The sequence below is a fragment of the Bacillus cereus group sp. BfR-BA-01355 genome, from assembly GCF_022663675.1.
Taxonomy (GTDB): Bacteria; Bacillota; Bacilli; order Bacillales; family Bacillaceae_G; genus Bacillus_A; species Bacillus_A thuringiensis_S.
This window is the reverse complement of sequence record NZ_JAKUFY010000008.1, coordinates 38,101-50,523: the sequence shown is the minus strand read 5'-3', so window position 1 is coordinate 50,523 and position 12,423 is coordinate 38,101. Positions and strand designations below refer to the sequence as shown.

The following is a 12,423-nucleotide window of genomic DNA, read 5'->3' as shown; positions in this document are numbered from 1 at the left end:
ACGCCTCCTGACACTAGATTATTACTTTCTTCATATTATGATGGCCTATATGTCTGCTAAAAATACTTGGAGTTTCAAAGGAAGTAAGTAAAGGGATGAAAGAGCTTACAATTTTGTAAGGTTTATGTCACCTTTTTCGATAGTTTACATTCACCAATTTCTTCTATACTACAAATAAGTTGCATAAAATAAGGGGGTAAAAAGATGGATGAAGTAATTGGAGAAGTTGTAGCAGGTATTTGTGAATTTGTAGTAGAAGTAACAGCGGATGCTATAGGAAGTTTAGTTTCCGGAAATGATGAGGAAAAAGAAACATTATAATAATTTGTAAAAGTATAAAGTTGATCAAATTGTAAAGGTTGATTTCTAAAGGGAAGTCAGCTTTTTATTTTTTACATTATATTAACTTAATTTGAATATTCATTTGTTATTATATTGAAGAAACCTATATAAGGAGGTGAATAAACAAATATGTCGAATTCGGGGGCTGATTTATCTGTTTCTCGTTTGATTGTGGCAAATGTAGAGGAAAAGGAATATCATTTTATTGTTCGTGAACATCCGATTGTAGGGAAAGTTATATCGCTATTTGAAAATGGTAAAGAATATGGTTTACTAGATAAACAAATCGCTAATAAAGATAAATTTATTACATCGGAGCTTACTAAATTAGATTATTTTAACTTAGATGTTTTATATCATACACCTGGGTGGATATGGATTGGTATGGATCAATTTGGTTTACATGCTCGTGAGGCTACTTATAACGAAGTAGATGTTATTATGAAGTTGAAAGAGGATTTATATTATATAGATATATACGAAGAAATAAAAATGTAGTAAATATTTAGTCAGGTTAGGGGACAAGTTCCCGTAGCCTTTTTTGTTTAATGGTAAAACGTAAAATTATATTATTTTGATTATAGGTAAAATTGATAAGAAGTGAGATGAAAAGAGGATTTGAAAATACATGAAGAGAATTGTAATAATTATATGAATCGTATATGTAAATAACAATAGAAAGAAGATGATAAAATGAGTAAGGAAGAGCTTGTGAAAAAACAGTTTGGCAGTAATGCAGATAAGTATGTGAATAGTAAAATACATGCTAAAGGACAGGACTTACAATATGTAGTTCAACAAGTTGCGTCTCGCCATAATAATCGTCTTCTTGATGTTGCTACTGGTGGCGGACATGTTGCGAATATGTTAGCACCTATGTTTGAAGAAGTAGTTGCACTTGATTTAACAGAACAGATGTTAGAAGAAGCAAAAGGTTTTATAAAGCAGAATGGTCATGGAAATGTGTCTTTTGTAGTAGGAAACGCAGAGGATTTACCATTTGCAGACCATTTTTTTGATACAATTACATGCCGGATTGCAGCCCATCATTTTACGAATCCGGCTCAATTTATTTTTGAAGTAAATCGTACGTTGGAGGATAATGGATTATTCATCTTAATAGATAATGTTTCGCCAGAAAATAATGAATATGATACATTTTATAATTTTATAGAAAAAAAGCGGGACCCAAGTCATGAACGAGCTCTAAAAAAGACAGAATGGCTTACTTTATTAGAAAAAAACGGTTTGCAAATGCAGTCATGTCTTACTTTTGATAAGAAGTTTGATTTTGACTGGTGGTGTAATATGATGAAAGCACCAAACGAAATGAAGGGATATTTTAATATTCAATTTAAAAATAATAAAGTAGATTCGTTCTATACTGAAATGGCTATGTTTATATGTAAAAAAAGTACAACATTAAAAAGATAAATGTGTTGCAGTCTTTCTGAAGTACGATATACTTAGTACAGAGAAACTGAGAATTGAGGAATAGTTATAATGATTCGTGTACGCATTGAAGGTACTGAGGAAGAAATGCTTGAATTTATGGGGAAAATGTCGGACATTCCTGGATTTGAAAAGACACATATGAGAGAGCCGAGAAAAGGAAATAACCCGAAATACGATTCGAGTAAAAATGTACTAGCATATTTGTCTTATAAAAAGATTGAAGTCGCCAATAAATAGGCGGCTTTTTTAGTTTGCGCTGTTTCACCGCCTTGTCTTTTTCACATAATAATAATAGTAGATTATGCTGAAGAGGGGTGAGAATAGTTAATAAGAAAATCATCTTTTTTGGAGACTTTGGTATTGATGACGCCGTAGCGTTAATTTATGCAAATAAAACATGTAAATTAGATATTCTAGGTATTGTTGCAGAGTACGGGAATGTATCACGAGAAATCGTTACGGAAAATGTTTATTTTTTAGAAAGGTACTATGCTACACATGTAAAAATTATTGAAGGTGCGAGTAGGCCGATGACAGCTGAAGAACCTTTGTTTTTCCCTGAAATCCATGGGGATCACGGTTTAGGTCCTATTAATCCACCTGAGATGAGAATTTGTAAACGAGAAAATTTTTGTGAATTAATCAAATTAATCGAACCTTGTCCAGAAGATATTATAATTGTGGCGACAGGAAGACTAACGACGCTTGCTACGTTATTTTTATTGTATCCCAATATAATGGATCGTATTTGTTCGTATTATATAATGGGCGGTGCTTTCCTATTTCCAGGTAATGTTACACCAGTATCTGAAGCGAATTTTTATGGTGATCCAATTGCAGCAAATATTGTTATGAAATATGCGAAAAACGCTAGTATATACCCGTTAAATGTAACACAGGGCGCGCTTATTACGCCTGAAATGGCCAATATAATAGATAAACAAGGAACTGGACAGGCGAAACTCATTAAACCAATGATTGATTTTTATTATGAGAACTTCTATAAAAAAGAATATCCGGGTATTGGTGGAAGCCCTATACACGATTTACTACCGTTTGTCTCGTTTATAAATGATAGTATTTTTGAATATAAAAAATCGGCAGTGTGGATTAGTACGACAAATGATGTGACTAGGGGCCAAAGTGTAGCTGACTTTAGAAAAATAGCTGAACCAACAAGGTTTGATGGTCGGCCGATTCAAAGAATTGCTGTTGGTTTTAACTATCCTGCTTTTAAAGAAGAGTTTATGCGAACAATATTGAAGCCAGATTGTCCTTAATGTGTTAATAATAAGTCGGATAAATCGTTAGTCCGAAAAATGGTTTATCAGTCTGTATTATTCTCAAAAGTCTTATAGTTGAGCAGCATGAATAACTTATGAAAAATGTCACATAACTAATGGTAAGCAATTGTTTCTAATTATATTTTGATTGGTTAAATATAAAGGAGGTTATTATATGATTTGGTCTTTAATCGTTGGTGGTTTATTAGGATGGTTTGCAAGCTTAATTACTGGAAGGGATGTACCAGGTGGTGTAATTGGTAATATTATTGCTGGTATTATCGGTTCTTGGATTGGTACGAAATTACTTGGTAGTTTCGGTCCTGTAATAGGCGGATTTGCAATCATTCCTGCTTTAATTGGTGCGGTTATTTTGATTTTCATTGTGAGTTTTTTACTACGAGCAATGCGGAAATGAATGTAGCAGGACTGTTTACATTTGTAAGCAGTCCTTTTTATATGTTATGCTAGTATTATACAATCAGGAGGTGTCAGCATTGAAATCATTTACAGTAAATTTCCATCAAGAAGATAATGCAAAAGCGACAACAGTACATAAATTAAGTGAAGAGGACTTCAATAAAGCAACTGAAAAAGGTACTCGTCATTTATTTGATTTAGATACAAACGTTGGCTTCTTCGTATTCTTTGATGCAGAAGATGCAGAAGGAAATGATCAATACTTAATGTTACAATATGAAGGGGATCATGAAGAACCAACTGCGTGCTACGGATTTGATTTAAAACTATATTATCAATTTTTAGCGCTATACTTAAACGATCTTGAATTCCAAGGCGAAACAGATGAGGAAGAGGAAGAATACGGTCCAATTCATCATTTAGCGCACTTACTTTATCATATTGTTGAAGATGGTAAATCAATCGAAGTATAATATACATATTTGAAGCTGTCCTTTTGGGGCAGCTTTTTTATATGACATTGAATTGGTGTATTATTAGTTGAACCAATCAGGCTTTTACGGGCAGCCCTGCCCATCTAACTTCTTTGCTTCCGCTGAATTTTGAGGTGGAGATTTTACTGCCCGGCAAATAGCAGGATAAATTCATAATAGAAATTTATTTATTACTTTCATGTTAGCATCGTAAAACACCTGTTATAATGATTGTAATTAAATTCATGGAGGCTAATTCTATGCTTGTAGATGTAAAAGCTTTTATTAAAGCTGCAGGTTTAACATGTATTTCATCATTAAGTGGAGATAATACATTTGCTTATAATTTTGAAACTGTAAAAAGCACTATCGCTACATTTTTTAAGAAACTAAGATTTACCGTTTACTTTCATTTCAACCAGTAGGAAAAGAGTAATCACTTCCTACTGGTTTTTTTCTGTTTGAAGGAGCTGTTGTGAGAGCATGTTTTAAGTTATAGATAGAGGATATTATCATTGAGAAGAGAAGGGTTAAATAAGGAGATGAAAATGGTTTCGTTTATCAGGAGGTAGTTACTTCGGATATAACAGACTTGGTTACTTTTTAGAAACAGCTTTTGTAATATATTTTGTACAAGCTTTTGGAGAGAGTAAAGCACTGACTTTTTTGGAACAAACATAATTTGAAAAGTAGTGTAATGGGTTGGTTAACGAAATGAATAAGATGCAATAGGGGGTAAAGATGATGAAAATATATTTAAAAATAGTTATGTTATTTTTGGTGTTTACATGTATGTTTGCGCTAGCCGCATGTAAAGAGACAGACGAAAAAAACGAAACAAATCCAACCTTGGAAAATAATAAAAATAAACAAAGTAATTCTTCAGAAGAACAGAAAAATCTTGAAACAAAACCAAGTAATGAAAAAACAACAAAACCATCAACTGAGCCAGATTCGAAAAATAGAACATTTAATCAAAAATCAATTAACCACGTTAAAGATTTGTTTGAATTAGCAAAAGAAGGAAAAGTACCTAATGTACCATTTGGAGCCCATACAGGGGATATTGAAGAAATAGAAAAAGCATGGGGGAAAGCGAATAAAACCGAACAAGCAGGGAACGGAATGTACGCAACTTTTACAAATAAAAATGTTGTTTTTGGATTTAATAAAGGGTCACAAGTTTTTGATGTACGCTCATATCATGCAGAACTAAAATCGATTACATTACAAGAAATTGAAAAAGCGTTAGGAAAACCATCTTCAGTTAAAGGGAATGGTGGAGACAAAATATATGTATACAAAGTAAATAACCAGTATGAGTTAAAATTTGTCATTCCAAAATCGACTGGTAATGTAGATCATATTTCCGTGTTTTCACCAGAGGATAGTATTAATAAAATGGCAGGATAAGAAATTAAGTGATTTCAAAAACACCTCGCTCTTTAAGTGAGGTGTTTTAGTTGTAAACAAGGAACGTCTCATTTCATATGCGAAATACTTCACTTTTGTTTTTTAGCATGCATCCAATAAGAAATGTTGATCTACTGAAAAAGTAGTAACTTATAAATTATGTGTAGGCTGGTTTGCGATTTTTTTTCGTTCCAAATTTTGAACAAATAACGCTTGTACAATACCTCCAACTAATAAGAAACTAGCGCAAATATAAAACAGCATACTTCCATTTAACTTACTTAATAAAACTGCACCAATAACTGGTCCACACGTTCGAGATATATCCCAGTGTATACCGTAAATTGAAAAATATAAACCACGTTTATCATGAGGTGCAATTTCTGAAACGAATCGTAATAAATGGTTTAGAGCAATACTTTCTCCAATGACTAAAAAGAGTAAGGTGAAGAATAACGACAATATCGTCGTTGAATAACTAAAGCCAACTGCAGCTATCGTATAGCAGGCGTAAGAAATAAGGATGATTTTCGCCATAGAAAATCGTTCAGACCATTTTACGAGGAAGATTTGTAGAATGATTTCCAAAATGGCTTTGCATGTTGAAATAAATGCGAGTATGAATACGAGATTAGGAAATACATGTTCTGCAAAAATACGATAATTCGTCTCAGTTTGTGCATAAAAAAAGCTAATAGGAAGTGTAGAAAACATAAGACCGAATATGGCGTAATGTTTAAAAACAAATTGCTTTGGTGAACTTGCCTCAATTGTTTGTTTCGTCTTACTTATAGTCGGAACGGTTTCTGGGAGCTGGGTCCAAACAACAACGGCATATATCGTAAGGGTTACACTTTGCACGATAAATAAATATTCTGGGTGAGTATTATAAAAACTTGCACCGATTAAAGGGCCGATTACGGATCCAATTGCTCCCATCGTTTGTAGGAGAGCAAAAATTTCTGCTTGCTGCTCTTTTTTTGTTAAATCAGCAATTTGTGCACGTTGAGCCGGAATATATAAGGAACGGCCAATGCCATTAATGACATATAACAGTGCAAATATAAAAACGGATTGAGCGAAAACGAAACTACCGATTGCAACACTTTGTAGCAATAAGCCGAGTAACATAATCTTTTTCCGGCCATATTTATCAGTAATTCCTCCAGCAATAAGTGTAAATAAAATGTCTGAAAGTGGCTGTAATCCGAAAATCAGCATAGTTATTATTACATTGCCGTTTAACATTTTATTGACGTAAATAATCATAATGATAGCTAACATAGATTCAGTCGTTCTGGTTAATAATTCACCACACAGTCTAATAAAAATAGGTTTATTGTAACGAAGTAAGAGATAATTCAATATTAATTCCTCCTTTCTATATTGAAATGATAAGATGAAAGAAGAATTGGAAAAAGTGTAGAAACAATAGGGAGTATTTTTCACCTTTTAGGGGGATTATGATGTTTATTTTAGATCAATACATTGAACTATGGATTGCTTATGGAAAAGGGGAAAAAGAGGGAGAACAATTGGAAGTAACAGTGCAAAATATATCTGAAACATTATTTTGTACAGAGCGTAATAGTAAATTAATTATAAAAAAATTAGATGAGTTAAATTGGATCAAGTGGTTTCCAGGTCGCGGCAGAGGAAATCGTTCTAAGTTAATATTTCAAAAGGACCCGATATCTTTAATTTTAGATAGAGGAAAAGAAATAACGAAAAAAGGGGATGTGAAAAGCGGGAGCATATTTGTGGAACGCTATAGCTCACATTTTCCATTAGTAAAGGAAGAATATCACTCCTGGGTGGATTCAATATTTGGTCATAAGATTGAAATGACATCTGAAGGGAGAAGAGATGTACTCCGGTTGCAAGTACAAATGAATTTAGATATCACATTAGATCCTGTATACGCTACAATGCGTTCAGAATGCCATATGGTAAAACATATATTCGATACACTCGTGTATGTAGACGGTAATACAAACATTATAGAGCCAAGACTTGCATTTCACTGGGAATATAATGATGCTGAAAAAATATGGACGTTTTATTTACGAAAAGGAGTTCACTTTCATAATGGAAAACAACTTACTGCACATGATGTTATATACTCATTGAATCGATTTATGAAGCTGGAAAATAATGCACACGCATGGATGTTACAACACGTTGAAAGTATTCGTTCAGTGGATGACTACGTTCTCGAAATTCAATTACATACGGAAAATCGAATGTTTTTACATATGCTAAGTGCAGAACAGTGTTCTATCGTGAATAAAGATGAAGCAGGAGAGCTAATTGGAACAGGGCCTTTTCAATTATATAAAAGTAATGAAAATTTGTTCATTTTAGAAGGTCATCCTTTATATTTTCGTGAAAGACCTTTTTTAGATCGTGTTGAGTTGTGGAATGTAGAACAAGGTGTAAGTACATACGATGTTTTAGTAAAGGCGCAGTATAAAGATAAAGAAAAACATAATAAAGAATTGTCTCGGCTTGAGTCGAACGTGACATATATAACATGTAATCATACGAAAGAAGGACCAATGCAAGATGAGTTATTTCGGAAAGCATTATATAAAATCATTCATGGTTATACAATCGTTCAAGAACTCGGCGGAGAACGTGGAGAAGTGGCACAGAAACTAATATTAGCAGGTGAAAGCATTGTAGAGATTGAGGAAGATGTAGAAAGTTTAATTAAAAGGAGTACTTATCATAATGAAGTGCTACAACTCTACACATTTACAGGACGAGATCATGTTGAAGATGCACAATGGATACAAAAAGAGTGTGTGAAGTACGGGATTCGTGTAGAAAATAATTTTCTTGACATAGAAGAGCTATTGGAAGTAAGTACGATACAAAAGGCCGATATGATGCATGATAGTGCCACAATAAGTGAACGAATAGAAGATAGTCTATTATATATGTTTCTTACAAAAAATAGTTTTATTCATGGACAAACCAGCATGGACTTTCATGAAAAGTTGTCTCCTTATTTTAAACAAGAAGAATTAGAGAAAAGAGTTACACTGTTACGCGATATTGAGGATACTTTGTTACGTCAAATTCATATTATTCCTTTATATCGTAATAAACAAGAGGTAAGTACACATGAAAAAGTCCAAAATATAATGATTAATTCACAAGGTTGGATTGATTTTTATAATATTTGGTTTAAATCTTGATATATAAGGGCTTTTGCGCATTTTCATAAGATGTGTAAGAGCCTTTTTTTGTATGTGGGAATAGGTTTGTTTTACACATTGTTACGCTACTTGTGATAAAAGTCTATTTACAGCGTAACAGTGTTATGTTACATTGTTATCAGGAAGGGGTGTTATACAGTTGAGTACAGATTTAATTTCAAAAAAAGATTTATTAGAACTAACTGGTATTTCATACGGACAGTTATATAGGTGGAAGAGAAAAAATTTAATACCGGAAGATTGGTTTGTACGAAAGTCAACATTCACGGGTCAAGAGACATTTTTTCCGAAAGAAAAGATATTAGAGCGCATCGATAAGATCCAAACGATGAAAGAGGATTTATCACTTGATGAACTAGCGAATATGTTTTCACCGAGTGTGAGAGAAATTCTTTTAACAAAGGAAGACATTTTACGTAAGGAGATTGCATCAGAACCAGTTTTACAATTTTTCATAGAACAAACGAATAAAACAGCAGAGTTTCAATTTGTAGATATTCTTTATGTGTACATGTTAGAAGAATTACTACAATCGGGAGAGATTAGTTTAGAAGAAGGAAAAATGGTCTTGCAAGTTTTACGTGAAAATTATGAAGCAATTAAACATAAAACTTGTGATTTAATCGTTGTCCGAAAATTAGGGATTTCTACATGTTTATTAGTTTCAAACGTGGACGATTTAATTTTTGAAAAAGGCACTAAAATCGTTTTACGCGAAGCGATTATGAAATATACCGAAGCATTAAAAACTAAATTGTTGTAGTGGAGGAGAAAGTATGCGTACAGATAATTTGATTATAAATGGTTACGGTTCATCCAATGGCGGCGAGTTTCATAAAGTACAATTAAACGGAAAAGGAACTGTGAATGGAAATGTTGAATGTGAGCAATTTGAATGTAACGGTTACGGTGCAGTTACTGGCGATTTGAAAAGTAGCAGTGCACGAATTAGCGGATCTGGTAAAGTCGATGGCACAGTTCATGCTGAAACGATGCGAATTGATGGGAAAGCAACAATTACGCAAGATGTAAAGGCAAACAGTTTGAAAATTGCAGGAAAAGGTACGATAGGTGGAAATGTCACTGGTGAAGAATTTAAGGTCAATGGTCAAGCTACAATTGACGGTAATTGTGAAGTGGATACTTTTTCTTCAGAAGGACAATTTACAATTGGCGGATTATTAAGCGCTGATGAAATAAATATTAATATTCACGGTACATGTCGAGCGAAAGAAATTGGTGGTCAAACGATTAAAGTAAAGCATAGACTAAGTACTTTTAGTAGGCTGTTTAAATCAGTATTTGGTATGCAATTAGAGGCTGAACTATTAGAAGGTGACAATATCGATATTGATTATGCTCACATAAGAACGGTAAGAGGAAATAATGTTACGGTAGGACCGAACTGTGAGATTGAACTAATCGAATATACGGGTGTTCTTACTGTTGATAAAAGCGCAAATGTAAAAGAAATTAAGCAGATTTAATGGAAGGGAGAAAATGATATGGAACATCAACACAGTCTTACTGTTAATGGTTCTGGTAGTTCAGCGGGCGGAGATTATAATAAAGTAAAGATTCGCGGTGAAGGAACGATTTCTAATGATATGAGCTGTAATGAATTTAAAACGTACGGCACGAGTGAAGTGTGCGGTAATATGAAAGTGAAAAGTTATGTCGTGTATGGAGATAGTGAAGTACAAGGAAATGTAGATGCGGAATCTGTAAAAGTATACGGAAATACACAAATGCATAGTGATGCTCATATTGAAAAAATAAAAGTAAGAGGTATGATAGAAGTTAAGGGGAAATTAACTGGTGATTTCGTAGATGTGAAAGGCGCTTTAAATGTAAAAGGAGCTATTGAAGTTGAAGAACTATCACTAACTGGTGGCCTTGAAAGTGATGGATTACTTAATGCTGAAAATATTGAAATTTCACTTCGTTATGAAGGTAGCAAAGTAAGAGAAATTGGCGGTCAGAAGATTACCGTTCGTAAAAAAGCGAGATTTATTCCATTTACCAATCATGCTGGAAGCCTCCAAACGTCTATCATTGAAGGAGATGATATCTATTTAGAACATACGATTGCTGAAGTTGTAAGAGGAAACAACGTTACAATTGGTCCTGGATGTGAAATTAGTATTGTAGAATATCATACTAGTTTTAACCAAAAAAGTAATGCAGTCGTAAAAGAACATAAACAAATATAAGTAGTATGAGGGAGAGCAAGGTTATGGTTGAGAAGAATAATAAGCTCGGCTTTGTTGTAGCGGGCTTATTGCTAGGTATTTTAATGGCATCAATGGATAATACCATTGTCGTTACAGCGATGGGAACAATCGTTGGTGATTTAGGAGGCCTTGAAAACTTTGTATGGGTCGTTTCTGCCTATATGGTCGCAGAAATGGCAGGTATGCCGATATTCGGAAAACTATCAGATATGTATGGTAGAAAGAGGTTCTTTATTTTCGGTTTAATCGTCTTTATGATTGGTTCGGCACTTTGTGGTACTGCTGAAAATATTACACAGTTAGGGATTTATCGTGCCATTCAAGGTATTGGCGGCGGGGCATTAGTGCCGATCGCGTTTACTATCGTTTTTGATATTTTCCCTCCTGAAAAGCGTGGGAAAATGGGTGGTTTATTCGGAGCAGTATTTGGTTTATCAAGTATTTTTGGTCCGTTGCTTGGTGCGTATATTACAGATTACATAAGCTGGCACTGGGTATTTTATATTAACTTACCGCTTGGCGTTTTAGCACTTATTTTTATTACATTCTTTTATAAAGAGTCAAGAGTTCATAGAAAGCAAAAAATTGATTGGTTTGGCGCAATTACTTTAGTTGGTGCAGTAGTTTCTTTAATGTTTGCGCTTGAACTTGGCGGACAAAAGTATGATTGGGATTCTAACTTTATTTTAAGTTTATTTGGTGGATTCGCTATTTTAATTATTGCATTCATTTTCATTGAACGTAAAGTAGAAGAACCGATCATTTCATTTGAGATGTTTAAACAACGTTTGTTCGGAATGAGTACAATTATTGCTTTATGTTACGGAGCTGCGTTTATGTCAGCAACTGTATACATTCCATTATTCATTCAAGGTGTATACGGTGGCACTGCAACAAACTCGGGATTATTACTTTTACCAATGATGTTAGGCTCAGTCGTAACAGCGCAGTTAGGTGGGTTTTTAACGACAAAGCTTAGCTACCGAAACATTATGATCATTTCTGCGGTTATTATGCTAATTGGACTATTTTTATTAAGCACATTAACGCCAGAAACAAGTCGTGTATTATTAACAGTGTATATGATTATTATCGGATTTGGAGTCGGCTTCTCATTCTCTGTACTAAGTATGGCAGCTATTCACAACTTCGGTATGGAACAGCGCGGATCTGCGACTTCGACGAGTAATTTCATTCGTTCATTAGGTATGACACTTGGTATTACAATCTTCGGAATGATCCAAAGAACAGGTTTCCAAGATCAATTAGAAGAAGCATTTAAAGGCATGAGCGGGGGAATGAATACAAACACATTAGGGGATTCAAGAGCCATTTTATCAGAATCGGCAAGATCTCAAATCCCTCCGCAAATATTAGATAAGATTATTGAGGCTCTTTCTAGTTCAATTGTTCAAACATTCATGTGGGCATTGGTACCAGCTGGATTAGCATTCATATTCATTTTCTTTATGGGAAATGAGCGCATGGTAATTAAGAAACAACAAAAGAATAAAAAGAGCGAAACATCAAAAGCGTAATGAAAAAGCTCCTTTCCAATTGGAAAGGAGCTTTTTCGTAT

14 protein-coding genes and 1 pseudogene are annotated in these 12,423 nt (G+C 33.9%); 14 read left to right on the top strand and 1 reads right to left on the bottom strand.

Annotated elements, in window-relative coordinates; all coding sequences use genetic code 11:
* The first annotated feature begins 471 nt into the window (after positions 1 to 471).
* The 9 genes and pseudogenes from MR167_RS04520 (at position 472) to MR167_RS04480 (ending at position 5,386) form a co-directional block, all read left to right on the top strand.
* Positions 472 to 840 (top strand): hypothetical protein, encoded by a 369-nt coding sequence (locus MR167_RS04520; protein WP_000071474.1) that lies wholly within the window; start codon positions 472 to 474, stop codon positions 838 to 840.
* Positions 841 to 1,035: 195 nt separating this feature from the next.
* Complete coding sequence (locus MR167_RS04515) at positions 1,036 to 1,776, top strand: class I SAM-dependent methyltransferase (RefSeq protein ID WP_242314056.1); 741 nt, start codon at positions 1,036 to 1,038, stop codon at positions 1,774 to 1,776.
* A 69-nt stretch (positions 1,777 to 1,845) separates the two neighbouring features.
* Positions 1,846 to 2,034, top strand: a complete 189-nt coding sequence (locus tag MR167_RS04510; RefSeq protein WP_242314054.1) for a DUF3970 family protein — start codon at positions 1,846 to 1,848, stop codon at positions 2,032 to 2,034.
* Positions 2,035 to 2,111: 77 nt separating this feature from the next.
* Positions 2,112 to 3,077, top strand: a complete 966-nt coding sequence (locus MR167_RS04505) for a nucleoside hydrolase (RefSeq protein WP_001223689.1) — start codon at positions 2,112 to 2,114, stop codon at positions 3,075 to 3,077.
* Between the two features lie 178 nt (positions 3,078 to 3,255).
* A complete protein-coding gene (locus MR167_RS04500) occupies positions 3,256 to 3,498 on the top strand; it encodes a GlsB/YeaQ/YmgE family stress response membrane protein (protein WP_000638310.1) in 243 nt (80 codons plus the stop codon).
* A 79-nt stretch (positions 3,499 to 3,577) separates the two neighbouring features.
* Entirely contained in the window at positions 3,578 to 3,973 is a 396-nt protein-coding gene (locus MR167_RS04495; RefSeq protein ID WP_000834883.1) for a hypothetical protein, read from the top strand.
* A 260-nt stretch (positions 3,974 to 4,233) separates the two neighbouring features.
* Positions 4,234 to 4,398 (top strand): chorismate mutase, encoded by a 165-nt coding sequence (locus MR167_RS04490; RefSeq protein WP_242314052.1) that lies wholly within the window; start codon positions 4,234 to 4,236, stop codon positions 4,396 to 4,398.
* A gap of 121 nt (positions 4,399 to 4,519) precedes the next feature.
* A pseudogene (locus MR167_RS04485) lies at positions 4,520 to 4,691 on the top strand (aminopeptidase); the annotation flags it as partial.
* A gap of 23 nt (positions 4,692 to 4,714) precedes the next feature.
* A complete protein-coding gene (locus MR167_RS04480) occupies positions 4,715 to 5,386 on the top strand; it encodes a YjgB family protein (RefSeq protein ID WP_041487904.1) in 672 nt (223 codons plus the stop codon).
* A gap of 150 nt (positions 5,387 to 5,536) precedes the next feature.
* Here the strand turns inward: MR167_RS04480 and MR167_RS04475 are convergent, their stop codons facing one another.
* Positions 5,537 to 6,751, bottom strand: coding sequence for an MDR family MFS transporter (locus MR167_RS04475; protein WP_242314050.1), 1,215 nt, complete (start codon positions 6,749 to 6,751; stop codon positions 5,537 to 5,539).
* A gap of 101 nt (positions 6,752 to 6,852) precedes the next feature.
* Between MR167_RS04475 and MR167_RS04470 the strand changes: the two genes are divergently transcribed.
* The 5 genes from MR167_RS04470 (at position 6,853) to MR167_RS04450 (ending at position 12,382) form a co-directional block, all read left to right on the top strand.
* Positions 6,853 to 8,589, top strand: a complete 1,737-nt coding sequence (locus MR167_RS04470; RefSeq protein WP_242314048.1) for an ABC transporter substrate-binding protein — start codon at positions 6,853 to 6,855, stop codon at positions 8,587 to 8,589.
* Positions 8,590 to 8,749: 160 nt separating this feature from the next.
* Complete coding sequence (locus MR167_RS04465; RefSeq protein WP_000102242.1) at positions 8,750 to 9,373, top strand: YhbD family protein; 624 nt, start codon at positions 8,750 to 8,752, stop codon at positions 9,371 to 9,373.
* Positions 9,374 to 9,386: 13 nt separating this feature from the next.
* Complete coding sequence (locus MR167_RS04460) at positions 9,387 to 10,097, top strand: bactofilin family protein (protein WP_001258382.1); 711 nt, start codon at positions 9,387 to 9,389, stop codon at positions 10,095 to 10,097.
* An 18-nt stretch (positions 10,098 to 10,115) separates the two neighbouring features.
* The gene (locus MR167_RS04455) at positions 10,116 to 10,823 is read left to right on the top strand and encodes a cytoplasmic protein (RefSeq protein ID WP_242314047.1); all 708 of its coding nucleotides are present in this window, start codon (positions 10,116 to 10,118) and stop codon (positions 10,821 to 10,823) included.
* A gap of 23 nt (positions 10,824 to 10,846) precedes the next feature.
* Positions 10,847 to 12,382 (top strand): MDR family MFS transporter, encoded by a 1,536-nt coding sequence (locus MR167_RS04450; RefSeq protein WP_063675459.1) that lies wholly within the window; start codon positions 10,847 to 10,849, stop codon positions 12,380 to 12,382.
* The last annotated feature ends 41 nt before the right edge of the window (positions 12,383 to 12,423 follow it).

Bases quoted from the DNA above. Each gene is read 5' to 3' on its own strand.
- MR167_RS04490 (WP_242314052.1), top strand. From the start codon at position 4,234: ATGCTTGTAGATGTAAAAGCTTTTATTAAAGCTGCAGGTTTAACATGT.
- MR167_RS04460 (WP_001258382.1), top strand. From the start codon at position 9,387: ATGCGTACAGATAATTTGATTATAAATGGTTACGGTTCATCCAATGGC.
- MR167_RS04500 (WP_000638310.1), top strand. From the start codon at position 3,256: ATGATTTGGTCTTTAATCGTTGGTGGTTTATTAGGATGGTTTGCAAGC.
- MR167_RS04455 (WP_242314047.1), top strand. From the start codon at position 10,116: ATGGAACATCAACACAGTCTTACTGTTAATGGTTCTGGTAGTTCAGCG.
- MR167_RS04470 (WP_242314048.1), top strand. From the start codon at position 6,853: ATGTTTATTTTAGATCAATACATTGAACTATGGATTGCTTATGGAAAA.
- MR167_RS04520 (WP_000071474.1), top strand. From the start codon at position 472: ATGTCGAATTCGGGGGCTGATTTATCTGTTTCTCGTTTGATTGTGGCA.
- MR167_RS04480 (WP_041487904.1), top strand. From the start codon at position 4,715: ATGATGAAAATATATTTAAAAATAGTTATGTTATTTTTGGTGTTTACA.
- MR167_RS04510 (WP_242314054.1), top strand. From the start codon at position 1,846: ATGATTCGTGTACGCATTGAAGGTACTGAGGAAGAAATGCTTGAATTT.
- MR167_RS04515 (WP_242314056.1), top strand. From the start codon at position 1,036: ATGAGTAAGGAAGAGCTTGTGAAAAAACAGTTTGGCAGTAATGCAGAT.
- MR167_RS04450 (WP_063675459.1), top strand. From the start codon at position 10,847: ATGGTTGAGAAGAATAATAAGCTCGGCTTTGTTGTAGCGGGCTTATTG.